Source organism: Qipengyuania sp. ABI-127-1 (genome assembly GCA_022953095.1).
Classification (GTDB): domain Bacteria; phylum Pseudomonadota; class Alphaproteobacteria; order Sphingomonadales; family Sphingomonadaceae; genus Qipengyuania.
The window spans coordinates 1,378,280-1,405,021 of the sequence record JALJCR010000001.1 but is presented as its reverse complement, the minus strand read 5'-3'; the positions used below and the strand labels follow the sequence as shown (position 1 = coordinate 1,405,021).

General features: G+C 60.9%; 25 protein-coding genes and 1 tRNA gene. 16 read left to right on the top strand and 10 right to left on the bottom strand.

Annotated elements, in window-relative coordinates:
• Nucleotides 1-46: 46 nt before the first annotated feature.
• Genes trpB through MUY37_RS06895 form a run of 5 tightly spaced genes read left to right on the top strand, consistent with a single transcriptional unit; the run spans nt 47 to nt 4,637 of the window.
• Nucleotides 47-1,264, top strand: coding sequence for a tryptophan synthase subunit beta (gene trpB, locus MUY37_RS06915; protein ID WP_499194622.1), 1,218 nt, complete (start codon nt 47-49; stop codon nt 1,262-1,264).
• Between the two features lie 37 nt (nt 1,265-1,301).
• A complete protein-coding gene (locus MUY37_RS06910) occupies nt 1,302-1,694 on the top strand; it encodes an endonuclease domain-containing protein (protein WP_499194621.1) in 393 nt (130 codons plus the stop codon).
• Nucleotides 1,691-2,482, top strand: a complete 792-nt coding sequence (gene trpA, locus MUY37_RS06905) for a tryptophan synthase subunit alpha (protein ID WP_499194620.1) — start codon at nt 1,691-1,693, stop codon at nt 2,480-2,482. Before MUY37_RS06910 ends, trpA begins: the two co-directional genes overlap by 4 nt.
• Complete coding sequence (accD, locus tag MUY37_RS06900) at nt 2,479-3,327, top strand: acetyl-CoA carboxylase, carboxyltransferase subunit beta (protein WP_499194619.1); 849 nt, start codon at nt 2,479-2,481, stop codon at nt 3,325-3,327. The genes trpA and accD overlap by 4 nt, the downstream gene beginning before the upstream one ends.
• 8 nt (nt 3,328-3,335) lie before the next feature.
• Nucleotides 3,336-4,637, top strand: coding sequence for a bifunctional folylpolyglutamate synthase/dihydrofolate synthase (locus MUY37_RS06895; RefSeq protein WP_499194618.1), 1,302 nt, complete (start codon nt 3,336-3,338; stop codon nt 4,635-4,637).
• On the opposite strand, the gene MUY37_RS06890 is transcribed toward MUY37_RS06895, so the two are convergent.
• Both MUY37_RS06890 and MUY37_RS06885 read right to left on the bottom strand, forming a co-directional pair.
• The gene (locus tag MUY37_RS06890) at nt 4,634-4,984 is read right to left on the bottom strand and encodes a PilZ domain-containing protein (RefSeq protein WP_236924259.1); all 351 of its coding nucleotides are present in this window, start codon (nt 4,982-4,984) and stop codon (nt 4,634-4,636) included. The two genes, MUY37_RS06895 and MUY37_RS06890, sit on opposite strands and share 4 nt — an antisense overlap.
• A 92-nt stretch (nt 4,985-5,076) precedes the next feature.
• The gene (locus MUY37_RS06885; RefSeq protein ID WP_499194617.1) at nt 5,077-6,831 is read right to left on the bottom strand and encodes an AmpG family muropeptide MFS transporter; all 1,755 of its coding nucleotides are present in this window, start codon (nt 6,829-6,831) and stop codon (nt 5,077-5,079) included.
• A 71-nt stretch (nt 6,832-6,902) separates the two neighbouring features.
• On the opposite strand from MUY37_RS06885, the gene MUY37_RS06880 reads away from it, so the two are divergent.
• From MUY37_RS06880 to rsmD, 3 genes are read left to right on the top strand one after another with little or no spacing between them, the layout of a single operon-like run.
• Nucleotides 6,903-8,066, top strand: coding sequence for an aromatic ring-hydroxylating oxygenase subunit alpha (locus MUY37_RS06880; RefSeq protein WP_499194616.1), 1,164 nt, complete (start codon nt 6,903-6,905; stop codon nt 8,064-8,066).
• Nucleotides 8,067-8,084: 18 nt separating this feature from the next.
• The gene (locus MUY37_RS06875) at nt 8,085-8,852 is read left to right on the top strand and encodes a pseudouridine synthase (RefSeq protein WP_499194615.1); all 768 of its coding nucleotides are present in this window, start codon (nt 8,085-8,087) and stop codon (nt 8,850-8,852) included.
• Nucleotides 8,849-9,403: a 16S rRNA (guanine(966)-N(2))-methyltransferase RsmD gene (rsmD, locus tag MUY37_RS06870; RefSeq protein ID WP_499194614.1), complete on the top strand. Its 555-nt coding sequence runs from the start codon at nt 8,849-8,851 to the stop codon at nt 9,401-9,403. Before MUY37_RS06875 ends, rsmD begins: the two co-directional genes overlap by 4 nt.
• 7 nt (nt 9,404-9,410) lie before the next feature.
• Here rsmD and MUY37_RS06865 read toward each other — a convergent pair whose 3' ends face one another.
• Together MUY37_RS06865 and MUY37_RS06860 are read right to left on the bottom strand one after the other, a co-directional pair.
• Nucleotides 9,411-9,857, bottom strand: coding sequence for a hypothetical protein (locus MUY37_RS06865; protein WP_499194613.1), 447 nt, complete (start codon nt 9,855-9,857; stop codon nt 9,411-9,413).
• Nucleotides 9,858-10,150: 293 nt separating this feature from the next.
• Nucleotides 10,151-10,513, bottom strand: a complete 363-nt coding sequence (locus MUY37_RS06860) for a hypothetical protein (protein WP_499194612.1) — start codon at nt 10,511-10,513, stop codon at nt 10,151-10,153.
• A 99-nt stretch (nt 10,514-10,612) separates the two neighbouring features.
• Here MUY37_RS06860 and MUY37_RS06855 point away from each other — a divergent pair, with 99 nt between their 5' ends.
• Nucleotides 10,613-12,922, top strand: coding sequence for an ATP-dependent helicase (locus MUY37_RS06855; RefSeq protein ID WP_499194611.1), 2,310 nt, complete (start codon nt 10,613-10,615; stop codon nt 12,920-12,922).
• Nucleotides 12,923-12,970: 48 nt separating this feature from the next.
• Here the strand turns inward: MUY37_RS06855 and MUY37_RS06850 are convergent, their stop codons facing one another.
• Nucleotides 12,971-14,305: a DEAD/DEAH box helicase gene (locus MUY37_RS06850; RefSeq protein ID WP_499194610.1), complete on the bottom strand. Its 1,335-nt coding sequence runs from the start codon at nt 14,303-14,305 to the stop codon at nt 12,971-12,973.
• Between the two features lie 119 nt (nt 14,306-14,424).
• Complete coding sequence (locus MUY37_RS06845; protein ID WP_499194609.1) at nt 14,425-14,934, bottom strand: hypothetical protein; 510 nt, start codon at nt 14,932-14,934, stop codon at nt 14,425-14,427.
• A 157-nt stretch (nt 14,935-15,091) separates the two neighbouring features.
• On the opposite strand from MUY37_RS06845, the gene MUY37_RS06840 reads away from it, so the two are divergent.
• The 5 genes from MUY37_RS06840 to MUY37_RS06820 all read left to right on the top strand — a co-directional run bounded on the left by MUY37_RS06840 (nt 15,092) and on the right by MUY37_RS06820 (nt 20,380).
• Nucleotides 15,092-16,540 (top strand): FAD-binding oxidoreductase, encoded by a 1,449-nt coding sequence (locus MUY37_RS06840; RefSeq protein WP_499194608.1) that lies wholly within the window; start codon nt 15,092-15,094, stop codon nt 16,538-16,540.
• Nucleotides 16,541-16,606: 66 nt separating this feature from the next.
• Complete coding sequence (locus MUY37_RS06835) at nt 16,607-17,395, top strand: SapC family protein (protein WP_499194607.1); 789 nt, start codon at nt 16,607-16,609, stop codon at nt 17,393-17,395.
• Nucleotides 17,396-17,483: 88 nt separating this feature from the next.
• On the top strand, nt 17,484-18,452 hold the full coding sequence (locus tag MUY37_RS06830) for a PDZ domain-containing protein (protein WP_499194606.1): 969 nt from the start codon (nt 17,484-17,486) through the stop codon (nt 18,450-18,452).
• Between the two features lie 87 nt (nt 18,453-18,539).
• Nucleotides 18,540-19,577 carry a mannose-1-phosphate guanylyltransferase gene (locus MUY37_RS06825; RefSeq protein WP_499194605.1) on the top strand — a complete coding sequence of 346 codons (1,038 nt, stop codon included), beginning with the start codon at nt 18,540-18,542 and terminating at the stop codon, nt 19,575-19,577.
• The gene (locus tag MUY37_RS06820; protein WP_499194604.1) at nt 19,562-20,380 is read left to right on the top strand and encodes a class I mannose-6-phosphate isomerase; all 819 of its coding nucleotides are present in this window, start codon (nt 19,562-19,564) and stop codon (nt 20,378-20,380) included. Before MUY37_RS06825 ends, MUY37_RS06820 begins: the two co-directional genes overlap by 16 nt.
• A gap of 210 nt (nt 20,381-20,590) precedes the next feature.
• Here the strand turns inward: MUY37_RS06820 and MUY37_RS06815 are convergent, their stop codons facing one another.
• Complete coding sequence (locus tag MUY37_RS06815; RefSeq protein WP_499194603.1) at nt 20,591-21,526, bottom strand: N-formylglutamate amidohydrolase; 936 nt, start codon at nt 21,524-21,526, stop codon at nt 20,591-20,593.
• A gap of 221 nt (nt 21,527-21,747) precedes the next feature.
• Between MUY37_RS06815 and cpdR the strand changes: the two genes are divergently transcribed.
• Nucleotides 21,748-22,140, top strand: a complete 393-nt coding sequence (gene cpdR, locus MUY37_RS06810) for a cell cycle two-component system response regulator CpdR (protein WP_499194602.1) — start codon at nt 21,748-21,750, stop codon at nt 22,138-22,140.
• 78 nt (nt 22,141-22,218) lie between these two features.
• Nucleotides 22,219-22,293 (top strand) — tRNA-Val (locus tag MUY37_RS06805).
• 328 nt (nt 22,294-22,621) lie between these two features.
• Here the strand turns inward: MUY37_RS06805 and MUY37_RS06800 are convergent.
• Genes MUY37_RS06800 through MUY37_RS06790 form a run of 3 tightly spaced genes read right to left on the bottom strand, consistent with a single transcriptional unit; the run spans nt 22,622 to nt 26,678 of the window.
• The gene (locus MUY37_RS06800; protein ID WP_499194601.1) at nt 22,622-23,794 is read right to left on the bottom strand and encodes a hypothetical protein; all 1,173 of its coding nucleotides are present in this window, start codon (nt 23,792-23,794) and stop codon (nt 22,622-22,624) included.
• 17 nt (nt 23,795-23,811) lie between these two features.
• Entirely contained in the window at nt 23,812-25,956 is a 2,145-nt protein-coding gene (locus MUY37_RS06795; RefSeq protein ID WP_499194600.1) for a GumC family protein, read from the bottom strand.
• A complete protein-coding gene (locus MUY37_RS06790; RefSeq protein ID WP_499194599.1) occupies nt 25,953-26,678 on the bottom strand; it encodes a polysaccharide biosynthesis/export family protein in 726 nt (241 codons plus the stop codon). Before MUY37_RS06790 ends, MUY37_RS06795 begins: the two co-directional genes overlap by 4 nt.
• Nucleotides 26,679-26,742 lie beyond the last annotated feature (64 nt).

The window sequence follows — 26,742 nt, the reverse complement described above, 5'->3', positions numbered from 1 at the left end:
CTAACTTGTCTCGACTTCGCGATGACAGGGCGGCATGGGGATCGCAATGACCGATTCCACACCCAATTCCTTTCGCAACCAGCCAGACGAACGCGGGCATTTCGGCGATTATGGCGGGCGCTTCGTGGCCGAAACGCTCATGCCGCTCGTACTCGATCTGGAGCGCGAGTATCGCGCGGCGCAGACCGATCCCGAATTTCAGCGCGAATTCGACGACCTGCTCGAACACTATGTCGGCCGCCCCTCCCCGCTCTATTTCGCGGAGCGGCTGACCGAGGCGCTGGGCGGCGCACAGGTCTGGTTCAAGCGCGACGAGCTCAATCATACCGGCGCGCACAAGATCAACAATTGCATCGGGCAGATCCTGCTCGCCATCCGCATGGGCAAGACACGCATTATCGCGGAAACGGGCGCGGGCCAGCATGGTGTCGCCACCGCCACGGTCTGCGCACGCTTCGGCCTGCCCTGCGTGGTCTATATGGGCGCGGAAGACGTGCGGCGGCAGTCGCCCAACGTGTTTCGCATGAAGCTCTTGGGCGCGGAAGTCGTGCCGGTCACCAGCGGGCGCGGAACGCTCAAGGATGCGATGAACGAGGGGCTGCGCGACTGGGTCGCGAATGTCCACGACACCTTCTACATCATCGGCACCGCCGCAGGCCCCCACCCCTATCCCGAGCTGGTCCGCGATTTCCAGAGCGTGATCGGCAAGGAAGCGCGGCAGCAGATGCAGGACCGCATCGGCCGCCTGCCCGACCTGCTGGTCGCGGCGATTGGCGGCGGTTCCAACGCGCTGGGCCTGTTCCATCCGTTCCTCGACGATCCGGACGTGAAGATGCTCGGCGTCGAGGCAGCGGGACACGGCCTCGATGGCGATGAGCACGCGGCAAGCCTGCTCGGCGGATTCCCCGGCGTGCTCCACGGCAATCGGACCTATCTGTTGCAGGACGAGGACGGGCAAATCACCGAGGGCCACTCGATCAGCGCAGGGCTCGATTATCCCGGCATCGGCCCCGAACACGCCTGGCTCAAGGATATGGAGCGCGTCGAATACACTGCGATTACCGACGAGGAAGCGCTCGAGGCCTTCCAGCTCCTCTGCCGTACCGAGGGGATCATCCCCGCGCTAGAACCCAGCCACGCCATCGCGGCCGTTGCCAAGCGCGCGAAGGATATGCCGAAGGACAGCGTCATCCTCGCCAATCTTTGCGGACGCGGCGACAAGGACATCTTCACAGTTGCCGAGCGGCTGGGAGTGAATATCTAGCCCTCTCCCCTTCAGGGGAGAGGGTTGGGAGAGGGGAATGAGAGACGCCAACTCGCTGAAACACGCGCAGAATATGCGCAAGAGCATGCCCGAGCCCGAGGCTCGCATGTGGAATGAACTGAGAGCGACGCGGTTTCGCGGGATCAAGTTTCGCAGACAGAAGGTCATCGGGAAATTCATCGCCGATTTTGCTGCGAATGAGCCAAAGCTGGTGATTGAGCTTGATGGTGATACGCACGCTGGCAGCGAAAGCTACGACGTTATGCGGACGCGGTATTTGGAAGAACAGGGATATGCAGTGGTCAGGTTTTCGAATTCGGACGTAATGTCGAATATGGAGGGTGTCCTTCATCGACTGGGCGTGCTTATCGATCGGATGACGCCCCCTCCCCCAACCCCCTCCCCTAAAGGTGAGGGGGCCATTCGATGACCCGCCTCTCCAACGCCTTCACCAAGCCCCACCCCGCCCTCGTCTGCTTCCTCACCGCGGGTGATGGCGACACGGCGGCCAATCTCGACGCGCTGGTCGAGGGCGGCGCGGATGTGATCGAACTGGGCATGCCATTTACCGATCCGATGGCCGATGGCCCCGCGATCCAGCAGGCCAATATCCGCTCGCTCGGCGCCGGAACGACCACCGCCGATGTGCTGCGCATCGCGGCCGAGTTTCGCGCGCGCCACGCGCAAGTGCCGCTGGTGCTGATGGGCTATGCCAATCCGATGATCCGGCGCGGGCCGGACTGGTTCGCTTCCGCAGCGAAGGATGCCGGCGTCGACGGCGTAATCTGCGTTGACATCCCGCCCGAAGAAGACGACGCGCTCGGCCCCGCTCTGCGCGCTGCCGGGATCGCGCCGATCCGGCTTGCGACGCCGACGACCGACGACAGGCGCCTGCCTGCCGTGGTCGAGGGCAGCCAGGGCTTCCTCTACTACGTCGCGGTCGCGGGCATCACCGGCATGCAGCAGGCGGCCATCGAATCGATCGAGGCGAACGTCACCCGCATCAAACGCGCGACCGCCATTCCCGTCGCGGTCGGTTTCGGCGTACGCACGCCCGAACAGGCAGGCGAAATCGCGCGCGTCGCCGATGGCGTGGTGGTCGGTTCGGCGCTGGTCGAGCTGGTCGCCGAGCATGGCACGGACGCCCCCGCACACTTGCGCGAACTCACCGCAGGACTTGCCAAGGCGGTCCATTCGGCGGCAAAGGGCGCGGCATGAACTGGTTCTCCCGCGTCCGCAATTCGATCACCTCGCTGTCCAAGCGCAGCACCGACAAGGATCTGTGGGTCAAGTGCCCCAGTTGCCAGCAGATGGTGTTCGCGCAGGAATATGAGGAGAACGCCTTCGTCTGCCCGCGCTGCGACCATCATGGTCGCATCGGTGCGGACGAGCGCCTGCGCCAGCTGCTCGACGAAGGGTTCGAGGTCCTCCCCATTCCGGAAGTGAAGGAAGACCCGCTCAAGTTCCGCGACACGTCGAAATACACCGACCGCCTCAAGAAGGCCCGCGCCAAGAGCCCGCACAAGGATGCCTTCCTCGTCGGATCGGGCGCGATCGAGGGCAAGCATGCGGTCGTCGGCGTGCAGGATTTCGGCTTCATGGGCGGTTCGATGGGCATGGCCGTGGGCACCGCCTTCTGCCAGGGCGCCGAACGCGCACTGACCCGCCACTGCCCCTATATCGTGGTGACCGCGGCAGGCGGGGCGCGGATGCAGGAAGGCATCCTCAGCCTGATGCAAATGCCCAAGGCGACCGTCATGACCCGACGTCTGAAAGAGGCGGGCTTGCCCTATATCGTCGTGTTGACCGATCCGACCACGGGCGGCGTTACGGCAAGTTACGCGATGCTTGGCGACATCCATATCGCCGAGCCCGGCGCGCTCATCGGCTTTGCCGGTCAGCGCGTGATCCAGGACACGATCCGGGAGCAACTGCCCGACGGCTTCCAGCGCGCCGAGTATTTGCACAAACACGGCATGGTCGACATGGTTGTCCACCGGCATGACCTGAAGGACATGCTGGCGACGCTGCTCGACTATCTGGCGCCCGCCAAGGCCGCCTGAGCCGCATCATGCGGGACTTCGCCCGCTCCGATCATCCTGCCGTCCAAACCCAGCTCGACCGGCTGGGCGCGCTGTCCGTGCCCGACGGGCGGCTTGGCCTGGAGACCATCGGCACGCTGCTCGACCGGCTCGGCAACCCACATCGGCGGTTGCCCCCCGTGTTCCATGTCGCCGGGACCAATGGCAAAGGATCGACCTGCGCCTTCCTGCGCACAATGCTGGAAGCGGAAGGATATGCGGTCCATGTTACCACCAGCCCGCATTTGGTGCGCTATAACGAACGCATTCGGCTTGCAGGCGAACTGATCGAGGACGATCGGCTGGCGGATTTGCTGTGCGAAGTGCTCGATATCGGCGAGGATCTCAATCCGAGCTTCTTCGAGATTACGATTGCCGCCGCATTCACCGAATTCGCGCGCACTCCCGCCGATGCCTGCGTGGTCGAAGTCGGCCTCGGCGGGAGGTTCGATGCGACCAACGTGCTGGGTCCCGATGTCCTCCTCGCCTGCGGCATTGCAGCGCTTGGGATCGATCACGAACGGTTCCTCCTTGCGCCCGAGGAGGGAGTACCCATCGCCCCCATGGCGCGTATCGCCTTCGAGAAGGGCGGGATCGCGAAAGCCGGCGTCCCCTTGGTGATCGCGGGCGGCTATCCAGCCGAAGCGCTTGCCGCGATCCGCGAGCAGGCCGAAAACGTGTCGGCCCCTCTGTTCGAAGCGGGCCGGGACTGGTTTGTCGATACGTGGCAAGGCGGGCATTATCGCGACCGGGAGGGTCGCTTCGAACTGCCTCAAATGTCTCTTTCCGGCGCGCATCAATATCGCAATGCGGGCCTGGCCGCAGCTATGCTGCGCCACCAGAAAAGCTTGCCGATCACCGAGCAATCCCTGCGCTCAGGGATGCAGAAAACGATCTGGCCGGGCCGCCTGCACGCCCTCTCGCAAGGCCCGCTGACTGCGCTGGTCGCAGAACGGCCTATCCTTCTGGACGGTGGCCACAATCGCAGCGCGGGCGAAGCGATCGCGGGCTCGCTGGACAAGCAGTTCCATCTCGTTCTGGGGATGCTGGCCAATAAGGACCCACGCGCGTTGCTGGATCCCCTGGAAGGCCGGATTCGGACGCTTCAAGTGGTCCCCGTGCCCGGCCATGATAGCCATCCCGTGGACGCATTCGACCCGGAGGCCCGTGCCGCCGCTGGTATCGAGGATGCGTTACGCGCCATCGCCGCGGATGATTATCCGGTTCTCATCGCGGGCTCTCTGTACCTGGCGGGAGAAGTGCTACGGCTGAACCACGAGATGGTGTCCTAAAGGCGCCTGGCCCCCTGCGCCCAGCTTCTGGCCTCGTTTTCGATCTTAGCAGCCTCCTGCTCGAGAATCGACGCGGCATTCTTGCGCGTTTCGAAAATCGTCGTGTGCGACAACGGCTTTTCGAAGACGATGCCGATATGGGCACCCTTGCGCCAGATGACGGTGCCAAAGGCTTCGAAACGCAGCCAGACTAGCAGGCAGTCCTTCGCGAAAGCGTCATCGTTCGGCAGGAGAACGTGCGCGCCGCCTTGCGAGATGTCGACGATCTCGACCCGCAAGCGCGCATCGAGCGTCTCGAGGGTGGCGGGCACTCCGAGAACCAATCGCGCGTATTGGCGGTCATCCATTTCAGCGTTCTGCGCACCCTCTGTCATGGGGATCGATTCTAGAGATCAATGGTTACCGCGAACTTGCCGCGCAGCTCGCTGGACTACGCAAATCACTCCGCAGGCAGAGCTTCCCCCGCCTCGGGCGCGACAATCCCGGCCGCCAATTTGGACCTGCTCTCGCGGATCCATTCCAGAATGCACAACACCACCGCAACGATGCCAATCAGCGCGGTGAAGATGAAGACGAAGTAATATCCACGATCCTCGATCATCTGCCCGAGAGCGCCTCGGCCAAGCGTCCCGACAAGCAGGGTGAGGCTGGCAAGCAAGGCATATTGCACCGCAGCATAGCGTTTCGCCACTATGCTCGACAGCCAGGCGATATAGGCCGCCCCCGCGATCCCGATCGCAAGGTTTTCCCAAAAGATGGTGAAGGTCAGCCGTGCCAGGCCTTCGGATTCCGGCATCTGAAACACTCCGGCAATGAAGTTCACGAAGGCGGTGAAGCCGATGGCGTCACTGGCCGCCTGCATCGTCCCGCCACCGATCGCGAGATCCGCGTAGAGCAGATTCGTGGCGGCAGCCAGTGCCGCCCCCAGTGTGAGCGTGAACATCCTGCCCATGGCTGTGATGATCCAGCCCCCCAGGGCCAGGCCGAGGATGATGGCGAACACGCCGAAGAACTTGGAGGCAAAGGCCACCTCGTCGCCAGTGTAGTTCAGTTCCCCGAGATAGAACGGATAGGCGAAGACGCCCCAAATCGAATCGCAGATGCGATAGGTGAGCACCAACGCAAGAATCAGCACAAGCGACCAACCCATGCGCCCGACGAACTCGACCAAAGGCAGCACGAGCGCGCGGTAGAGATGGTCGGTGAACTTGACCGTATGCCCTGCCCCGACCCCGGGGGCGGCGGTAATTACGTTGGTGCCATCGCGCTTCTGCTTGGCGACCCAGGCTGCGATAAAGGCCGGCAGGACCACCGTCGCCAGGACGATCAGCGGACCGTAAGTGGTGGTGAACTGGGTCACATCCGGGCGCGCGCCGGGGGCCGCCGTCATGGATCGTACCATGAAAACGACGACCGTGCCGATCGCCCACGCCCACAGCAGGCCGACTGCCAAGAGCGCACGATTACGTACCTTCTCGGTGATCTCGCCCATATTGTATAGTTCGGCCACCTCTTCCTCATTGGCAGCCACCGATGCTGCGGATCGCTTGGCTACGTTCGCATCCGGCGCGAACAGGCCGGCAATGCCGATGGCCAGCATGATCGCACCCATGATCACATAGGTCTGCGGCCAGCCGATCCTCTCTGCGATGATAAGGCCCAGAGCGCCGCCGATCAGCGCTGCGAGGCGAAAACCCATCTGGGTGATGGTGGAAAGGATGTCGAGCGTCGCCTCCTCATCCGCCACATCGATGCGCCATGCGTTGATGGCGATATCCTGCGTTGCACTGGCGAAAGCTCCGATGGCCGCCAACAGGCTGAACCAGCCGAGTGCCGATTTGGGATCGAGGAAACTCATCACCAACAGGGCGATGCCCACGATCAACTGCATGGGCGCGATCCACTGTTTGCGCTTGCCCAGTTTGCGAAGGCCAGGAATATCGACCTTGTCGAGCAGCGGCGACCAGAGGAACTGGAAAGCATAAGCCAGCCCGACCAGCGAGAACACGCCCATGGTCTCCAGATCGATTTCCGCCTCGCTGAGCCAGGCATAAAGCGTTCCGAGGAACAATGCGGGCGGCAGTCCCTGCGCAAAGCCGAACAGGGCCATATAACCGCTCTTGGGGTTTTTTAACGAACGGACAAGCGTACGCCAGCCAGGTTTTTTCTTCGTCGCGACCGCTGCGTCTGCCATTCCCTAGCGTCCTTCCGTTTGCGCCGGTTTTTTGCGACACTAGCGGGGAGAGAGAGCGAGGAACAGGCGTCATGAGCGCTGTCGACACCAAACAACCTACCCACCGCCCGACCGATGGCATGCTCTCGCTCGCGCGGGACATCGCCGAAGGTCGGAAGCGTGACGCCGCCGAAGCCAGTACCGTGCCGGCGCACGTCTATACCGATCCTGAATACTGGGCGCGCGAGAAAGCCGCGATCTATGATCGTATGCCGCAGATCCTGTGTCCTTCGGCGCTTTTGCCCGATCCCGGCATGGCAGTACCACATGATGCGACGGGCCGCCCCCTCCTGATCACGCGCGATGCGCAGGGGCAGGCGCATGTTTTCCTGAATGTCTGCCGTCATCGCGGCACCCGGCTGGTCGAAGGCAACAAGGTGCAGTGCGGCAAGAAACTCGTTTGTCCCTATCACGCATGGACTTATGCAGTGGACGGGCGCCTGCTCGCGCTCCCCCGTGCCGATACCTTCCCTGGCCTCGACAAAGGAGATTATGGCCTTGTCGAGCTGCCCAGCAGGGAAACCGGCGGGCTGATCTGGTTCTGCCCGAAAGAGGGCGATACCGACTTCTCCTTCGCCGAAGAGATCGGCGCGGATTTCGATGCGTTGGACATGAGCGAACAGGTCCTGTTCCGCCGCAAGACCCACGAAGTTGCCGGAAATTGGAAGCTGATCATGGATGCTTTCTTGGAAAGTTACCATGTGACGCGGCTCCACGCGAAGACCATCGGACCGTTCTTCAAGGACGGGGCAACCAGCGGCGATATGATTGGCCCCCATGCGCGCAATGCGGTGGGGCGGCTTGAGGATATGGAGAGCGTCGACCTGACCGACATGGCCGCACTGCGAAGGGTGGTGACCTATGCCTATCAAATGCTTCCCGGTGCGTTGGTCATTCCCAGCCCCGACTACATAAACGTCATGGTTATGATGCCCCAGGCCCATGACCGCACGCTAGTCGAAGATTTCATGTTGATTCCCGAACATCCCGCCACCGAAAAGGCGCGCGACCATTGGGAACGCAGTTGGGCGCTCCTGGACGGCGGGGTCTTCGCGAGCGAGGACTTCCGCGCAGCCGAACTCGGCCAGCAAGGGCTTGCGACGGGTGCGATACCCCATCTCACCCTTGGCACCATGGAAGGCGGCATCCGTCGCTATCACGAGACAGTCGAAGAAGCCTTGCGGGCGGCAGGTTGAGCGCCTAGCTGCGGCCACATGGCCGATAAGCGATTACCCGAAGAAGGCGACCGGATCGCCAAGTTGCTGGCCCGTGCAGGCGTTGCCAGTCGGCGCGAGGTCGAGCGGATGATTGCCGACGGACGCGTGGCGATCGGCGGCAAGGTGCTGGACACGCCCGCAGTCAAACTAACCAGCCTCAACGGCGTTACGGTTGATGGCAAACCCGTCGGAAAGCCGAAAGAAACACGCCTGTTCGCATTCCACAAGCCTCCTGGCATGCTCACCACCGAGCACGACCCGCAAGGCCGCACGACGATCTACGCCGCCTTGCGAAACGCTTTGCCCAACGATGCCGGGCGCGTGATGCCGGTAGGTCGGCTCGACTACAACACCGAAGGCCTACTGCTACTCACCAATGATGGCGAAATGAAGCGGGCTATGGAACTGCCCTCTTCAGGTGTGCCGCGCACATACCGTGCCCGTGCATTCGGAGACGTAACGCAGGCCCAGCTCGACGAATTGATCGAAGGGGTGGAAATCGACGGCATCCGCTATGGCCGCATCGAAGCGAATCTCGAACGGGGTTCGGGTCGCAACCGGTGGATCGAATTGACTTTGCGCGAAGGCAAAAACCGCGAGGTCCGCCGCGTGCTCGAACATCTCGGCCTCGAGGTGAACCGTTTGCTGCGTATCGGATACGGCCCCTTCCACATCGGCGACCTGCCGCGCGGGCAGGCGACCGAGTTGAAGCGCGGCGATGTGATGGGGTTCAAGCGTGAACTGGCGCGCGGTGGCCGGGAATGAGGATCGTCGCTGGCGAATGGCGCGGCCGCAAGCTGGCCGCACCATCGGGTGAACTGACCCGGCCTACTGCGGACCGTACCCGCGAGACGCTGTTCAACATGCTCAACAGCCGCCTGGGGAGCTTCGAAGGCCTTTCGGTAGTCGACCTGTTCGCTGGCTCGGGCGCGCTGGGTCTCGAAGCGCTGTCTCGCGGGGCCGCATCCTGCCTGTTCGTCGAGCAGGAAAGCACCGCCATCAAGGCGATCAAAGCCAACATCGAAAAGCTCGACGCGCGCACCCGGTCGACCGTCCAGCAAGCCTCGGTCATGGCGCTGGGTCCAGCCAAGCGGGCGCACGATCTCATCCTGCTCGACCCTCCCTACGATACCAGCGCGGGGGCCGTGGCGCTCGACCGGTTGCTGCGTCTCGGCTGGATCGAGCGTTCTACCTGGATCGCATTGGAGACCGGCGCGAAGGATGCAGTGCATGTCAAATCGTTGCACTGCGTTGCGGAACGCCGCGTCGGGAAGGCACGCCTATGGCTATTACGCCTGGATCCCGACGCGGCTTGACGCGCCCTTAGCTGCGACCCCTGGGCTCGGGACTTTCGGGCGTGCCGGTTTCTTCTATCGGTTCGGGCGCGGACATATGCTGATCCACAGGTTTCGCCGCAGCGCGGCTCTCGATTGTCGCCCAAGCCTTGCTGCGATCAGCTTCATCCATCGCGACCAAGGTGCGCCGATCGGCATCCCTCAAGCGGAAAAACAGATCCTGCCGCTCTGGCGTGAGCGTCCAGAAATACTCTTGCGCATCGGCAGTCCAGCCATCGTAGGCCGCCTTGCGCTCGACCGGCCACGCCTCCATGGCAGCCGAATGTGCCGGTGTCTGATCGGTATTTTGGGCCTGCTGATGCGCGGAATGGTTCTGGACACTATGAGCCGGATCGGCCCCCATGTCCTGCGCCATGGCGGGAATGCTGATGGTGGCGAGCTGGCCACCGACGATATACCAAAATGTCTTACGCATGGGATTCTCCTTGGAACCGAACATGCGCGACGAACGCGACCCTGTTACCCGCCCCGTCGGGATGAAGGGACGATGCAGGCCATGAGAAAAGCAAGCAATAGGACGGGACCATCCCCGTCCCGCCTCGCAAACGCCTGAGCGTCAGACGTTACGATTTCGCGCCGGGACGAAAGCAGGATGGCTCGCGAAAGGCCAAAAAAGGAAAAGGGCGAGGCCGCCATGGCAGCCCCGCCCCCTCCAAGCGCCGCACTCATACTTTCCAAGAAAGGAGCGCGAGCTGAAAGCTTGCTGGATTATCTGCCTGGCTTTTTCGCAGGCAGCTTACCCGGAATTTCGCTGGCGGGCTTACCAGGCCAGTATTCGAGCGGGCGATTGCCGGTTTTGTTCTTCGCCCAGCTGTTGATGCAGCCATCCTGCTGTTTGGCGCTGCATACCGGGAGGTTGTCGCCAGAAGCAGCCTTATAACTCGACGGGGTGGTCTGCGTTACCTCGCGGGCGACGAAACGCGGGGCCTGCGTATTGGCATTCGCGGCGGCGGTAGTGGCCGTGGTCGCCGTTTCGCTCGCATTGGCGTTTTGTGCAACGGCGGGGGCAGCGGTGAAAGCAAGCGCGGCAGCGCCTGCGGCCATCAATTTGTGCATCGGAGAACTCTCCATTTCGGTTTCCTACACGCATGACTACGCAAGAGTGGGGTGGAGGGTTCCGAGGCGCCTCTTGCGCCCCGCACAGGTGTTCCCTACCTGTTCACTCAGATTATGACTTCCGAAATCGCCCCTGCAACCGCACCGGAAAATGCCCGGATTCCCACCTATGCGGAGCGTTTGAACGAGCCACAAAGAGAAGCCGTTCTGACCACGGAGGGGCCAGTCCTGATGCTCGCTGGCGCCGGCACAGGCAAGACTGCGGCGCTTACCGCAAGGCTGGCCCACCTTATCGCAACACGCCGCGCCTGGCCCAGTGAGATCCTCTGCGTAACCTTTACCAATAAAGCGGCACGCGAAATGCGCGAGCGCGTGGGGCGTCACATCGGCGATGCGGTAGAAGGGATGCCCTGGCTCGGCACTTTCCATTCGATCGGCGCGCGAATGTTGCGCCGCCATGCCGAACTTGTGGGGCTCGAAAGCAACTACACCATCATCGACACCGACGACCAGTTGCGCCTCCTCAAGCAACTGATTCGGGAAAACGATCTCGACGAAAAGCGCTGGCCTGCGCGCCAGCTCGCCGGGTTGATCGACCGCTGGAAGAATCGCGGCCTCAACCCAGGCGATCTCGATGCGGTGGAGAACGAAGCCTATGCCAATGGCCGTGGCACGCAGTTCTACAAGCTCTATCAGGACCGGCTGAAAACACTCAACGCCTGCGATTTCGGCGACCTGCTGCTGCACATGCTGAACATTTTTCGCCAGCATCACGACGTGCTCGGCCAGTACCAGCAGCGCTTCAAATACATTCTCGTCGACGAATATCAGGACACCAACCAGGTCCAGTATCTGTGGCTGCGCCTGCTCGCGCAGACCCGCAAGAATATCTGCGTGGTGGGGGACGACGACCAGTCCATCTATTCATGGCGCGGCGCAGAAGTCGCCAATATCCTCAAGTTCGAAAAGGATTTTCCGGGCGCGGCGGTGATCAAACTGGAGCAGAATTACCGCTCCACACCGCAGATCCTCGCTGCCGCCTCAGGCCTGATCGACGCCAATAGCGAACGACTCGGCAAGACCTTGTGGACCGAACTGCCCGCGGGCGAGAAGGTGCGCGTCATCGGCATATGGGATGCCCCCGAAGAAGCCCGCCGCGTCGGCGAGGAAATCGAACGTCTCGAATCGGAAGGTGCGCCGTTGGACGAGGTCGCGATTCTCGTGCGGGCGCAATACCAGACGCGCGAATTCGAGGACCGCTTCATCCAGATCGGGCTCAACTACAGGATCGTTGGAGGTTTCCGCTTCTACGAGCGGGCCGAAATCCGCGATGCGCTGGCGTACCTGCGCACCATTGCCCAGCCCGCCGACGACCTAGCGTTCGAACGCATTTACAATCAGCCCAAACGCGGCCTCGGCGCGAAGACGCTGGAGGCGATGCGCCGTCATGCTCGCCGTATGCAAGCTCCGCTCGCAGCCGCCAGCCTCGATCTGTGCGAAACCGACGAGCTGCCGACGCGGGCAAGGAACAGCCTTGTCGGCCTGCTCGGACAGTTCGTGCATTGGCGCGAGATGGCGGAGGCAGTCACCCCCTCGGAGCTGCTGCGCACGGTGCTCGCCGAAAGCGGTTATGAAGAGATGTTGCAGAAGGACCGTAGCCCGGAAAGCGCAGGTCGGCTCGAAAACCTCACCGAGCTTGCCCGTGCGATGGAAGAATACGAGACGCTCGGCGATTTCCTCGAACATGTCAGCTTGGTGATGGATAACGACCGCGCCGACGATGGCGAAAAGGTCACCATCATGACCATGCACGCCGCCAAGGGGCTGGAATTCGATCATGTCTTCCTGCCCGGCTGGGAAGAAGGCGTTTTCCCCAGCCAGCGGTCCATCGACGAAGGCGGGCTCGCCAGCCTCGAGGAAGAACGCCGCCTCGCCTATGTCGCGATCACGCGCGCCAAACGCCGCTGCACGATCCTGCATGCGGCGAACAGGCGCATATACGGGCAATGGACCAGTTCGATTCCCAGCCGTTTCATTGAGGAACTGCCCGAAGAGCAGATCACGAGTGAGACTACGATGACCGGCGGCGCCTCCTTGTGGCGCGCCAACTGGTCCGAGACCGAAGACCCCTTTGCCCATGTTTCTTCGAATCGTCCCGACCGCTCCGGAGCACGCGGTCCTGGCTGGCAGCGTGCGCTATCCACCGGTTATGACACGACACCCAAGCGCCTGGCCGAGCCCGGGTGCAGCGCCGCGAGCTTCGCTGCCAAGCCGCGCAGTGATATCGCCATTGGCGCGCGCGTGTTTCACGACAAGTTCGGTTATGGTTGCGTCACCGGCCAGGAAGGCAACAAGCTGACGATCGAATTCGAAAAGGCGGGCGAGAAACGGGTACTCGACAGTTTCGTGAAGCTGGCGGACTAGGAGCAACGGACGCAGGGCAAGCGCGCCTGCCCCGTGAGCGATACGAATTCAGGTTGCCGAGATATCGAGGAAGGCCGGCTTAGGCCCGTTCCATTCGCCCGCTGCAACCGGCGCGTCGTCGTCATCGCGGCGTCTGCGCGGTTCGCTCTTGGATTTCGTTTTGCGTGCCGGCTTCTCGCGGGGAGACCCAGCCTCTTCGCGCGGCTCGGAGCGGCGCTTGGGTTCGTCTTCCCGTTTCGCTTCCTGTTCTACCAGATCGACCCTGACATCGTCCTTGCCGAAAACCTTGATTGTGGCTCCGGTCAGTGTCTCGACATTGGCGATTGCTTCCGCGTCTTCTTTCGCGACGAATGTGAAGGCGCGGCCCTTGGCCCCTGCCCTGCCCGTACGACCGATGCGATGGACATAATCGTCGGGATGCCAGGGGGTGTCGAAATTGAAGACGTGACTGACACCTTTGATGTCGAGCCCCCGCGCGGCGACATCGGAAGCCACCAAAATATTGATGTCGCCCGCTTTGAACCGGTCCAATTCCTTCAACCGGTTCGACTGATCCATGTCACCGTGAATCTCGCCGCTGCGGAAGCCGTGCCGCTGCAGGCTTTTGTTGAGCTCGCGCACGGTGGTTTTGCGATTGGCGAAAACGATCGCCGTTTCCACATGATCGTGGTTGAGCAGCCAGCGCAAGGTCTCGCGCTTCTGGCGGCTCTCTACCGGAACCTTGAAGGTCGTGATGTCCTTGTTCGTGGTAGCAGCCCGGCTGACTTCGATCCGCATCGGGTTCCTGAGAAACTTCTTCGCCAGTTTTTCGATCGGCGGGGGCATGGTTGCCGAAAACAGCATGGTCTGCCGCGCTTCGGGAAGCTTGGAGCAGATGAATTCGATATCGGGAATGAAGCCCATGTCGAGCATCCGATCGGCTTCGTCGATGACGAGCAGTTCGCAGCCATTGAGCAGGATCTTCCCGCGCTCGAACAGGTCCATCAGGCGGCCCGGCGTGGCGATCAGGACATCGACCCCATCGTTTAACGCCTTTACCTGATCCCCCATCTGCACGCCGCCGATCAGCAGCGCGAGCTTGAGATCATGATTCTTGCCATATTTCTCGAAATTCTCGGCAACCTGCGCTGCAAGCTCGCGCGTAGGTGCGAGTATGAGCGAGCGCGGCATCAGCGCGCGGCGACGCCCGCTGGCCATGATGTCGATCATGGGCAGCACGAAGCTGGCCGTCTTGCCCGTTCCGGTTTGCGCGATACCGATGATGTCTTTCATCATCAGCACCGGCGGAATCGCTTCGCGCTGGATGTCGGTCGGCTGCGTATAGCCGGCTTCGCTTACTGCCTTGAGCAAGTCTTCGGAAAGGCCGAGATCGGCGAAAGTCATGCGGTTCGAAACTGTCCCTGGAATAATGGCCGACCCTAACCTGCGCGTCCGCAATATCGGCTCGTCGCGCCCTTTGCCGGAAATGCCGAAAAAGTCAAGGAAACGGCACGCAGGCCGTCTCAGCGATCCCGGCTGGAGGTTACGAGGCGATTGAATTTCGATATCCGGCACCTAGCCCCGGCGCGGGACATCAAGCGATCGCGATCGACGCACAATTTCCCGTCATCGCTGCGTTCGACATAAAAGCCGAGGTAGAAATCCCGCGGACTGCAGGCCTTCTCGAGCTCCGCAGTGATGATCTGCCGATCGCGTAAATACATGACGAGTCGGCTACCCCGGTCCGAAACTCCGACGATTTCGCTGGCATCGAGGCATTTCCCGTGCGGGCGCTCAACAAGGCGAGGCGCAGCCGCCCGAGGTGGAAGTTGCGCGAGCGGATCGCGGCGCGTGTTACCGGGCTGCGGGCTGATCCTCAGAATGACGCGGCGCTCTATCCGCACCTGGCGGGAAACCGGCGCCCGACGACCGTCCTGCGCAGCATCCGCGTGAGGGACGCCCGCACCGTCCTCAAGGCCCTGGGGCGAGCCCAATGCGACCAGCATGGCAATGAGAGGGGACGGAAAGGGCATGGGCCTTGTTTGGAACGCTCCTCGACCGCAGTTCATTACGTGCGGGAAATCATAAGCGTACCATTTGCGCCCCCACGCTTGAATACGGGCTTAATTGTTTGTCTCCGATTGGCAAGTGGTGGCGCCGGGGCGGCAAGCTGTGGCAGGAATACCGCAAATGACCGATTCAGCCCTCTTCCGCAGTGCCGCCATCGACCTTCTCGGACCACGCGGCTTCACCACCGATCCGGAACTGGTCAATCCCTGGCTGACCGACTGGCGCGGACGCTATACCGGTGCCGCCCTGGGGCTCGCTTCACCCGCGACAACCGCGCAAGTCAGCCAATTCGTCCAACTCTGCGCCGAACATCACGTGCCGATCGTGCCGCAAGGGGGCAATAGCGGTATGTCAGGCGGCGCTACTCCCGACGCTAGCGGAACGAGCGTACTCCTGTCGTTGCGCCGGATGAACACTATCCGCGACCTCGATATCGATGCGGCGCAGCTTACCTGTGATGCAGGGGTTGTCTTGCAGACGCTGCACGACACAGCCTCGGCGCAGGGACTGCGCTTTCCCCTCACCCTTGGCGGCAAGGGATCGGCAACCATTGGCGGCCTGATTTCGACCAATGCGGGTGGAACCCAGGTTCTGCGCCATGGGACCATGCGTGCCCAGGTGCTCGGCATCGAAGCGGTGATGGCGGATGGGCAGATATTCTCCGGCCTCGTCCCGCTCAAGAAGGACAATCGGGGTTTCGATCTCAAGCAATTGCTGATCGGCTCGGAAGGAACCCTGGGTATTGTGACCGGTGCGACCCTTCGATTGCTGCCGGCGATTGCGGACCGGCGCGTCGTCTGGGCCGGCCTGAAAAGCATCTCGGCATCGCGCGATCTGCTGCGTCATTGCGAAAACGTGGCTGGATCGGCGCTCGAGGGATTCGAGGTTCTGCCCGCCCATTGCCTCGAATCGGTACTGGCCTATCTGCCCGATGCCCGCGCTCCGCTAACCGAAAACCACGCCTGGCATGCGCTGATCGAGGTGGTCACCGAAGATCGCGAATCGGAGCACCTGGACCAAATCGTGGAACAGATGTTCGAAACCGCAGTGGAACGCGGTCTAGCCGTAAATGCCGTGGTGGCCGCCAATGAAGCGCAGGCCGAAGCCTTCTGGCATCTGCGCGAAAGTATCTCTCCGGCCGAACGCGCGATAGGCCCGGCAATGCAGCACGATATCTCGGTTCCGGTGGCCCGGATGCCCGAATTCATCGAAACAGCCACGCCGCGGATTGAGAACCGGTTTCCCGGAACACGCGCGGTTGGCTTCGGCCATCTCGGTGACGGGAATATTCACTATCACGTTCTCGCCCCCGCCGACGCAATTCGCGGCGCATGGGAAAATGCGGAAGGCAAGGCGATCAGCGCCTATGTTCACGATCTAGTGACCGAATTCGGCGGTTCGATAAGCGCAGAGCACGGGATCGGACAGATGAAACGCGAAGAGCTCGGCCGTTTGGGCGATCCCGTGGCGCTGGACCTGATGCGCGCCATCAAGCGGGCATTGGATCCGCAGGGGATACTCAATCCAGGTAAGCTCGTGCCGCTTGCACCGGGGGCCGCAACGCCGTAAAGCGCCCGCTTCGTGCGGATGTCCATCGGGCCTGCCGCTCAATTCAATCGAATTTCGGAGAGATCCATGGCCAGCGCGCCGCAGCCCAATCTGCCCCTGTTCTTCAAAGACCTGATGCCCCTCAACAGCAAGGACCATGCGAATTATCGCACGCGTCCGATGGCCAAGGCCCCCTGGCTCGCGAAGCAGCACGCCGTTCCCCTGACCGTCGACGAATTCGTCCAGGCACAGCGCGATATGCCGATCGTTTTCTCGACCGGTTCGGACCCTGTTCCCCTTGCGCTGATGGGGCTGAACGACGGTGTAAACACCTTCGTCGACGATGAAGGCGTCGTCACCGAACAGGTTTACATCCCCGCCTATGTGCGCCGGTATCCCTTCATGCTTGCCCGCTTGAAGCCCGATGCCGACGAACTTTCGCTGTGTTTCGACCCCACCGCCGACAATGTCGGTGAATTCGAGGATGGTCAGGCGCTGTTCGAGAATGGCGAAGCGAGCGAGGGGACCAAGCAAATCCTCGAATTCTGTGAGCAGTTCGAGCATGCCGGACAGCGGACTCAGCAGTTCATGAAAGAACTCAAGGACCACGATCTGCTGATGGAAGGCGAAATCGCGATTACCGAGCAGGGCAACGACAAGCCTTTCGTCTATCGCGGCTTCCAGATGATCAATCAGGAAAAGCTTCGCGAACTGCGCGGCGATCAGCTCCGCAAATGGACGGAAAACGGGCTCCTGCCGCTGATCTGGGCGCAGATATTCTCGATGGACATGATGCGGACCATTTTCGGTCGCCAGCTACAGCAGGGCAAGGTTCCCCAGCCCGATGCCGCGACTGCCGGTGTTCCGACCGCTTAAACGCTTTATGCCGGGCGCGCGGCGATCTTCTTGCCGCGCGCCCTTTTTCGTTACGCTTCGAACCTTGGTGGCGACGGCGGCCTTCGCTGTGTCCGCCCCAGTAACGGCAGAGGGCGATGCGGCGCAAACAGCACGAGAGCCCGCTCCGCTCGAGATTTTCCAGCGCCGCGAGGAACGCCTCTTCCGGGTTGGATATCGACTGGCTACGGCCAATGCTCCGTTCTGTGCCCAGGCCGTCAAAGTTTCTGGCCTGCTGATTCACGATGCCGATAGCTACGGCGATCCGGAAGCCGTGCGTGCGCAGTTCCATCTGACAGGCGACCTCGGCGTTCAGGCCGTGGCGCCCGGATCACCGGCTGCTGCGATAGGCATCGCTCAGAACGATACGATCCTGTCCATAAACGGAAAATCCATCCTCGGCGATTGGCCCAAAACGGACCCACGCTGGCAGCGCGCCTTCGCCATTCGCGATGCGATGGATGCAGCGCTCGCCCTTGGACAGGTCGAGATTTCGTTCCAGCCTCTGGGCGGCGAGCGACAAACCGCGCGGATCGCCGGCGTGGATGCCTGTCCCACGCGGTTCGAACTCATCGATTCCAAGAAGAACGCCGCAGCCGATGGCAAGCGGGTTATGGTCGGGGAGAATTTTCCGGGTTTCGCATATGACGAACCGTCTTTCGCAGCGGCGATTGCGCATGAGATGGCGCACAATATCCTTCGTCATCCGCAGACGTTCGGAGATATCGGCTGGAAACGCAGGCTGGTACGCCTTTCGGAACGCGACGCCGACCGGTTGATGCCGTGGCTGCTGCACAATGCGGGCTATGATCCACGCGCAGCCATCCGCTTCATGCGAAGCTGGGGGCCGAAGCATGGTGGCTGGATTTTCCGCAAGCGTACCCATGACGGATGGGACGAACGGGTCGAATTCATCGAAGCGGAGCTACCCAAGATCGAACGGGCGAGACAGTTGAATGGCGACGGTCTGGCCGATTGGAAGACACATTTCTCGAGCGATCTCGAAAAGGAACTGGCCAGACGACGACCCGCCCCCTAAATCTCGACACCATGTGAGAAGTAGCCAAGGTCCTTGCGCGAGGACGGCACTTTTCTGATCCGGTTATGGCAATCGAGGGGTTGGAGTTTGTCGACTATCGTTCCAGTCGTTTTGTGCGGTGGCAGCGGCACCAGGCTGTGGCCAAGAAGCCGTGCCGCGAAACCGAAACCCTTTATTCCCCTGCTGGGCGATGAAACGCTGTATCAGTCCACACTGGAGCGGTGCTCCGATCGGAAACTGTTCGCAAGACCCGTGATCGTGGTTGGCGACAAGCACCTGCAATTTGCGCAGCATCAAGCCTCCGAAATCGCCCCGGACGGAAAATTTATCGTCGAACCGGTCGGCCGCAACACGGCACCGGCGATAGCTCTCGCGGCGCTCGCGCTCGATGCGGACGATATCATGCTGGTGTGCCCGAGCGATCATCACATAGTGGATGCGCCTGCTTTCGAAGCTGCCGCCCGCGCCGCCGCGGGATTGGCCGCTGAAGACTGGTTGGTTTCGTTCGGTATTCGGGCGACCGCACCGGAAACCGGTTATGGATATATTCGCCGCGGCGAGGCTGTCGGAGACGGTTTCAGGGTCGAGCGGTTCGTAGAGAAGCCAGACCTCCAGACGGCTCTCCAATTCATCGCGGACGGAAGGTATGCATGGAATGGCGGAATATTCGCTTTTCGAGCGGGCCGTTTTCTCGAGGAACTGGCGAGGCATCAGCCGGATATGGCAGCGCGGACCAAGCAGGCTTTCGATAGCGGACAGCACGCCGATACGACCATCCGGCCCGACGATGCCCTTTTCGCCGCCGTCGAGGGGGAATCGGTGGACTATGCGATCATGGAGAATACCGATCGCGCCGCCATGGTCGATGTGTCAATGGGCTGGTCCGACATCGGCAATTGGGATGCCCTGTTTCAGCAGCGCCTTTCCCCTTCGCAGGAGAACGTCATCGCCGGACCTGGCGAGATCATCGACGCCAAGGGCTCGATGATCGATAGTGACGGCCCTCATGTGACCTTGGTCGGGGCCGACGATGTCGTGGTGGTCGTCAACGGCGACGATGTCTTGGTCTCGGCACGCAGCGCGGTTCAACGCGTAGGCGAAGCAAGTCGGTGCAAGAAGCAGTGATCCGCAAGCTGCCCAGCACGTTCGTCGACAAGATCTGGGGCGTCGACCGACTGCCCGCACCCTTCCCCCATCCCTCACAGAACCGGATCGGCGAGGTGTGGTTCGCCCCCCCGAATGAACTCGACGAGTTGCTGGTCAAGTATATATTCACCAGCGAAAGACTGTCGGTTCAGGCTCATCCCGACGATCGCCAAGCCCAGGCCATGGGGTTCGGGCACAGCGGCAAGAGCGAATGCTGGGTTATTCTGGATGCCGAACCCGGCGCGACCATAGCCGTTGGATTTCGCGATGAAATAAACCCGGAAGAAATGCGCGCTTCGGCTCTCGATGGAACCATCGTGGACAAGCTCGTCTGGCACGAAGTCCGGGCGGGTGACGTCTTCTATATACCCGCGGGCACGGTGCATGCGATAGGCGGCGGCGTCAGCCTGATCGAGATACAGCAGAATTCCGATATCACTTTCCGCCTGTTCGATTACGGCCGTCCGCGCGACCTGCATCTCGATCAAGCGGTCCAGGTCGCCACGACGGGCCCCTATCCCGAGCAGTTGCGGACGAGAATGGGGGACGATGCCGGAATCCTCGTGGATGGCCCGCATTTCCGTCTGCACTATTGGCGCGCGCAGGGTTCTGTGCCCTTCCCCAAGCTCGGACAGGCTCCCTCACTGCTGATTCCCTTCTCAGGGAAAATCTCATTTGAGGGCGAAACGCTCGGCGCCGGAGACTGCGCTTTGGCCTCGGCAATCCACGACAAGTCAATCTCGGGTGATGGACTCTTGTTGATCGCCCAGGCTCGCTCCTAACTCGGAAAGCTGCTGCGATCCGCTCCGTTTTCGCGCCGAACCGTGCTCTGGCGCCTGTACCGGCAACCTTGAAATCCGGACGTTTGAGCCCCATTTCCTTCAGTGCCCGGTCGCGCTTTCCCTCATGGCGCTTCCGGCAAATGCACGCGAGTGCATTTCCTCCCTGAACCTTGGCCACCCCGCGTTATCGACGCGGGGTGGTTTTTTCGTTCACTCCGCCGCTTGGGCCATGTGGCTGAAGCGCCCCATGGAAGTGACCTCGGCACCCAAAGTCTCCACCAGGCCCGCAAGCAGCTTCGCTATCGCTCCCAGTCGCGCGCTTGGCTGGTCGAGCCTGGCATCGAGATAGGCGCTGCGGCAGACTTCGATCTGCATGGCATGGATACCGCGGGCCGTCTGGCCGTAGCGGTCAAGCACATACCCTCCCGCATAGGGACGATTGTGAGCCACTCTCCTTCCCTGATTACCGAGGTACCGGATCGCGAGATCGACGAGCCCGGGATCGCAGGATGCGCCGAATCGGTCTCCGATCACGAACTCTGCCGGACGGTCCTGGGCGTGGGTTCTCTTCAGCGGAGGCATGGAATGGAGATCGACCAGCAGTGCCACGCCCCAGCGGTCGCGAAGCCGTTCGAGTTCCGCGCCCAGAGCGGCATGATAGGGGATGTAGATAGCCTCGATCCAGGCATCCAGTTCCGCCCTGGTCAGGGGGCGCTGCCGAATTTCACCCATCCCGGGGATGCGCCGCGGAACGAGGCCGAGGCCGCTACGCGACCGGCGATTGGCCAGCGAATGCCGCACTCGGCCAGGCTTTGCACCACGAACCATGCCCCAGTCGACATCGTCGGCCGATCGGTTGAGATCGATCATCGCTCTTGGAGCGTCGGCCAGAAGCAGGCTGGAAGATGTCGCCTGCGCGACTGGTCGCGCCACTTCATCGATATAGCGGTCTTCCAATCGCAGACGAGTTTGTACGGGATCGCGCAAACATGCCAACACGTCGTCCGGGTAGGAGCGTCCGCCATGGGGCGCTGCAACCAATATGGGGACGGACGGCGTCCCTTGCCGCCACAGCCGGTAGGATGGCCCTTGCTGCCCGGGAATCGCACCGCCCGACACGTGTTCGAAATGTTCGAAATCGGTCATCGAGCCTGCTTGTCCTTCGTCCACCGGCACATCGTCGGTTACGCCCCCCGGTTAATCAAGTCGGGATTTGTTTTCTAACAGGCTAAACTGCCTCTTAGTCTAGCGCTTCCTGCGGCAGCAGAGTTCCCACGCGCATGTCGCAGACTCGCTTCGAGCATACGCGTTAACACTGCTTGTTTCGAATACATGCTTTTTTAAAGCGCGCGGAGTACATAGAGCCCATGACGGAAACACCGACTCAGCGAATCCTGCTAGCCGAAGATGACGAAGCGATGCGCGTCTATCTCGAGCGTGCGCTCGTCAATGCCGGATATGCAGTCGATTCGGTCGATCGCGGAACCGACGCGATACCCTTGCTCGAGGGCGCCCAATACGATCTGCTTCTTTCGGATATCGTGATGCCGGAAATGGATGGCATCGAGCTCGCTCAGCGATGCAACGAGGTCAGTCCGCACACGAAAGTTATGTTCATCACCGGGTTCGCAGCCGTGACACTGAAAGCCAGCCGCGAGCAACCGCATGCCAAGGTGCTGTCGAAACCCTTCCATCTGCGCGACCTTGTGCTGGAAGTAGAACGCGTGCTCGACGAACGCGTCAGCGCGAGTTTGCAATAAGTCCGCAATAGGGTCTTGCGCGGTTATCCAAGCCCCGCTAAACGCCCGCCTGCCCCACCAAGGGGCGCCCGATGGTGTGGGCGTATAGCTCAGTGGTAGAGCACTATGTTGACATCGTAGGGGTCCCAAGTTCGAACCTTGGTACGCCCACCATCGAAGCCCCATGAGGCATGAAAAAGCCCGCCATCTTGGCGATCTTTTTTGCGTTCCCTGAGCGCCTGCGACGACGATTCCTCAAATCTCGGTCAAATTGCGCGGAATCGAACCGGCCGACAATTATGCCCATGTCGAAAGCCGGACAGATTGGGGACGCTTTGTATCCAGTCAATTGCTCCCCCTTCGCAGACATTGCATCGATCTGCTGTCTCCGACTGGCACCTGGCCGGTCGGGCGAGGATCGTGTGACGCCGTTGGTTCGGACGCGCAGCAATCGTATCAACTCTCAGTGAAGAACCGTCCCGAACGGCCCGATACCAATCAGTCAATTCCGAATTCGAACAGAGTCGATCTCCACATTCAGGGCAGAGCGCCCCGACCATGCCCTCGCCTCAATGAGTATCTCGATGAACGAGCACGAGTCAGGGAGGTTGGCGATCTCGAATCCGTTACCTTGGCTCGCCAGGTTTTGGTCCAGCACAAGAGAGTTATCCGCACCGCCACAGCGAAGGCCGATATCAATATCCTGCAGGGCTTGAGACGATTCGATGTCGTGCTCGATTTCCAGGACGAAGGGACTCTCGGGTGTTTTGATGAGGCGTCGCGCCACCACGCCGCCTTCGCCCGGCTTCACGGAGATTTCGAGTTGCTCCGCGCTCAAACTCGGCTGAGCGCGCAATCCCGCGAGATCGGAGAACGCCCACTCGAAAGGTTCAAATGTATCGTCCCAGTCGAGCACTCCTACGCGATCGCTGGACTGATCACCGCCGCGTAGTTGCTTGTAGAATCCGTAAGCCGCATCGAACTCGCCCTCGGTAACGAGATTCTTGAGCAGGGTCTGATCAAGCTGCTGATTGTCGAAGGACACTCGCTTGCGCAATTCGAGAAGATTGGAAAGCGCCGCCGGTTCTCTGACCGCGTAACGGAAAAAGACCTCATGCCAAGGCGATGTGCCGTCGAGAATTCGAGCGAATTCGTCGACAGCTCCCTCTCGCGCGAATAGCGGGATCAAACTGGGAAACAGCTCGGCGGATCGCGAAGGCCGGACGCGTAGAATGCGATCGAGGGTCGCGATTGCCCCAGGGTAATCCTGTTGTGTCACTTGTTCCTGGAGAACCACCGCCTGGAGCCTTGGGTTCCTCCGATTCAATTGCGAAGCCAGGCTCACGATTTCCGAGCGGGCATTTGCATCCTCTTCGGCCAGAGCGAGAATAGCATGCGCCTCGGGAGTGAGAGGATCCTTACGGTAAGCCTCGAGAGCCCATTGCTCCGCCATCGGCATACCAACTTCGGCGGAAACCAGACCTTCGGCAACCGAGAGAAACGCCGAGGACGCGAGTTCCTCCTGTGCCAGACCATTAATCGGGAAGAGCGACAGAGCAGTCTCAGGCGCCTTTCGCGTTAGAGCAATGCCCGCCGACTGAGCCGCAAGGGCAATGGCGAGTGCCAAACCCAAGATTGCCATGGCCACAAGACGGAGTGGGTTAGCCAGTTTCATCGATCAGGTCTGGCCGATCAGGCCGGTTCCCCACGCTTCTCTTCACCGTAACCGTAACCATATCCGTAGCCGTAGCCGTAGCCGTAGCCATATGCGGAGTTCTTCTGGCTCACCTTGGTGACAATAGCGCCATATACCTGCGCGCCGGAGCGCTGAAGGCGGCCGATCGCATTCTCGATGCCTCGCAGCTTAATCCGTTCTGCCTCGATGACGAAAACGACGCCATCAACGGCCCGCGACATTTCGACCGCGTCAGCCAGAGCCAACATCGGAGCGCCATCGATGAGGACTTGATCGTAAGCCTCGCGGGCAGCTTCGATGATCTGCGCGAACCTCTCGCCGGCAAGAAGCTCGACCGGATTGGGTGGGGTGCGGCCCATCGGAAGAAAATCGAAGCCGTATTGCTCGAGCGATACGATCTGCGACGCCATGTCGGTTTCCTGGCTGGCAAGGAGAGGCACCAACCCACCCTTGTCATAGCTATGCAGATCGAGCGTATCTCGAAGCCTTGAGTTGCGAAGGTCGGCATCGATTAGCAGGGTACGCTTGCCCAATTGCGCAAAACTCGTGGCTATCCCGACCGAAGAAACGCTCTTACCTTCCGCTGGCACCGAGGAGGTCAACATGAGAACTTCCGGCGCGCCCTTTGGGGTCAGGAAATTCATATTTGTACGAACGGTAGTATAGGCCTCGTTTATTTCCGAAGAACGCTCAGTGAGGCGCTCGGCCAAATCGCCGTCCATCTCGCGAGGTATGGCGCCGAGGAGAGGAAGGCCCAGTCGCCTGCGAACGTCTTCCGGATCCTGCAAAGTCTGGCTAAGGGTCACCTTGACGTAGACCAAGCCTGCTGCGAATACGAAACTTACGGCTAGCGCGATCAGAAGATTCTGAACCAGTGACGGCGCGTAAGGCTGTGTAGGGATATCCGCGAGATCGATGATTTGGATGTTGTTCTGGCCCGCCCCTGAGGCTTCGAGTTCTTTGAAGCGTTGCAGGAGCGCGTCGTAAATTTCGCGATTGGTATCGACCTCGCGCTTGAGAATCCCATAGCGAATTCCCTGGCCTTGCTGACCCAAAAAACGTTGCTTAACTTGCTCAACCTGGTCGCGAAGCTCCGCCTCTCTGATCCGAGCCGATTGGAGAAGGTCCCGGGCACCACCAGAGATCGCAGAGCGAAGCGAATTCACTTCCGCTTGCTTTTCCTCAACCTCTGGATAGTCAGGCCCGAAATTCGCCCGCAGAACGGCCAGCTCCGCCTCCGCTTCGCTCAAACTCGATAGCAACTGATTACGCGGATCACTACTGGGGAAATTCCCACCGGCGACCGCAGCCTGCGCGCTAATACGATCCGCCACAGCTGCAGCAAGCGCGGTATTGAGCGCCTCTAGATCGGCGCCAACTAGCGTTTGGCCGGCGCTTTCCGATCCTGCATCGCCTCCCGCATTGAGCACGAGAATCTCGTTGGCATTCGCGTATTCAACGAGTTCCTGCTCAGATTGTGAAAGACGTTCGCGGAGTTCCGCAATCTGGCTCTGCAGGAAATCTCGGGCCTCTATATTCGCGCCGAAGCGCTTCTCATAATTGGCAGCCACGAACTCCTGCACCCAGAGATTTGCGATCTCGGCGGACACAACCGGATCGGGGCTGGAAAACCTTATATCGACCAAGCTCGACTGCGTGATCGGATCGATACTCACATTCTCGAACAGGATTTCCTCAATCTCCTTATCTAGATTCGGTACGTCTTCGATCACGAACCCCTCGCGAAAGGCTTCGTCCCGGGAGAGGTTACCAGCCTCCATCACGCGCTTGGCCATGAATCTCGAAACCAGAAGCTCGTACTGGGTGTTGAGGTATTGCAGCTCCGATATCTGGCTATCGACCTCGAGTGAGTCGAGATTGGTGACGTCGGCCGTCACTTGAGACACTTCCAAGCGTGCACTGGCCTGGTACAGCGGGGTAGCCAGCAACGTGACAAGAATGCCGAGCAGGAGACCCAGCGCGATTATTCCCGCGAGCCAGTACTTTAGGCCAATAGCCTCGTGCCAATACCGCTCAAGGTCGATGGCAAAGGAGTCATCGCTGGAATCACGATCATCGATCAGCTCACGACGATCATCTCGTCCAGCGAGCTCATGAGACGCAAAATTGAGATTGTTCAACGTCCAATCCGATCAATAAGAATAGCAGAAGTCGAGAGTAAGGGCGCGAATCGCAAAATGCTGTCCAGCCGCCTCCGATTCGGCGAATCACCAACGATTATTATGTCATTGGGATATACAGTCGGATCTCCGTAATTACCTCGTTGGATCGCCTGGATATTATATGCGCCGATATAGCGCTGCCCCCCCACGGTCCGTAGAATCAACACATCGTCCAATTTTGCATATTCCGCCAAGCCGCCCGCCTGATTGACCACACGCAAGAGTGACTGTCGACCAAGCACCGGGTACTCTCCAGGTTCATCAACCTGACCTCCCACCGATACTGTAGGGGGAGGAATCTCCTCTGGAATCACGCGCACTTGAGGATTGAGCAAATAGCTGCCCCGCAAGAAGTTCGCGATCATGTCGGCCGCCTCATTGGGGGCTAACCCTCCAAGGTCGAGCAAACCCACGAGCGGAAAGGAGATGCGCCCTTCCCCATCCGTGAGATACTTCCCGCTTAACCGTTCAGCACCCACCACTTCGATTTCGAGCGCTTCCTGGGGGCCGATAACATACAGGTTCTCGATACGAGGCGCTGGAAGCTCTTCCAGCTCGGCAACTTCAATACCTGGCGCCTGACCATAGGTCCGATCCGTTGCGCACCCCGAAAGAGCAAGAGGTAGCAACAACCCGCTCAAGGCTAGTCTGAAATTTCTTACTGATCTTGTTGTCTTCATGATGCGCGCCTTAGCGCAACTCCAAAACGATGAAAGCCGCGTCGACCAAAAAACTCCCGCAGCG

Excerpts from the sequence above, each read along its gene's own strand:
- MUY37_RS06875 (WP_499194615.1), top strand. The coding sequence starts at position 8,085 with ATGGCCGATAAGCGATTACCCGAAGAAGGCGACCGGATCGCCAAGTTG.
- MUY37_RS06895 (WP_499194618.1), top strand. The coding sequence starts at position 3,336 with ATGCGGGACTTCGCCCGCTCCGATCATCCTGCCGTCCAAACCCAGCTC.
- MUY37_RS06860 (WP_499194612.1), bottom strand. The coding sequence starts at position 10,513 with ATGGAGAGTTCTCCGATGCACAAATTGATGGCCGCAGGCGCTGCCGCG.
- MUY37_RS06910 (WP_499194621.1), top strand. The coding sequence starts at position 1,302 with ATGAGAGACGCCAACTCGCTGAAACACGCGCAGAATATGCGCAAGAGC.
- MUY37_RS06865 (WP_499194613.1), bottom strand. The coding sequence starts at position 9,857 with ATGCGTAAGACATTTTGGTATATCGTCGGTGGCCAGCTCGCCACCATC.
- MUY37_RS06845 (WP_499194609.1), bottom strand. The coding sequence starts at position 14,934 with ATGCCCTTTCCGTCCCCTCTCATTGCCATGCTGGTCGCATTGGGCTCG.
- accD (WP_499194619.1), top strand. The coding sequence starts at position 2,479 with ATGAACTGGTTCTCCCGCGTCCGCAATTCGATCACCTCGCTGTCCAAG.
- MUY37_RS06790 (WP_499194599.1), bottom strand. The coding sequence starts at position 26,678 with ATGAAGACAACAAGATCAGTAAGAAATTTCAGACTAGCCTTGAGCGGG.
- MUY37_RS06835 (WP_499194607.1), top strand. The coding sequence starts at position 16,607 with ATGGCCAGCGCGCCGCAGCCCAATCTGCCCCTGTTCTTCAAAGACCTG.
- trpB (WP_499194622.1), top strand. The coding sequence starts at position 47 with ATGACCGATTCCACACCCAATTCCTTTCGCAACCAGCCAGACGAACGC.
- trpA (WP_499194620.1), top strand. The coding sequence starts at position 1,691 with ATGACCCGCCTCTCCAACGCCTTCACCAAGCCCCACCCCGCCCTCGTC.
- MUY37_RS06850 (WP_499194610.1), bottom strand. The coding sequence starts at position 14,305 with ATGACTTTCGCCGATCTCGGCCTTTCCGAAGACTTGCTCAAGGCAGTA.
- MUY37_RS06815 (WP_499194603.1), bottom strand. The coding sequence starts at position 21,526 with ATGACCGATTTCGAACATTTCGAACACGTGTCGGGCGGTGCGATTCCC.
- MUY37_RS06840 (WP_499194608.1), top strand. The coding sequence starts at position 15,092 with ATGACCGATTCAGCCCTCTTCCGCAGTGCCGCCATCGACCTTCTCGGA.
- MUY37_RS06890 (WP_236924259.1), bottom strand. The coding sequence starts at position 4,984 with ATGGATGACCGCCAATACGCGCGATTGGTTCTCGGAGTGCCCGCCACC.
- MUY37_RS06885 (WP_499194617.1), bottom strand. The coding sequence starts at position 6,831 with ATGGCAGACGCAGCGGTCGCGACGAAGAAAAAACCTGGCTGGCGTACG.
- rsmD (WP_499194614.1), top strand. The coding sequence starts at position 8,849 with ATGAGGATCGTCGCTGGCGAATGGCGCGGCCGCAAGCTGGCCGCACCA.
- MUY37_RS06880 (WP_499194616.1), top strand. The coding sequence starts at position 6,903 with ATGAGCGCTGTCGACACCAAACAACCTACCCACCGCCCGACCGATGGC.
- cpdR (WP_499194602.1), top strand. The coding sequence starts at position 21,748 with ATGACGGAAACACCGACTCAGCGAATCCTGCTAGCCGAAGATGACGAA.
- MUY37_RS06800 (WP_499194601.1), bottom strand. The coding sequence starts at position 23,794 with ATGAAACTGGCTAACCCACTCCGTCTTGTGGCCATGGCAATCTTGGGT.
- MUY37_RS06855 (WP_499194611.1), top strand. The coding sequence starts at position 10,613 with ATGACTTCCGAAATCGCCCCTGCAACCGCACCGGAAAATGCCCGGATT.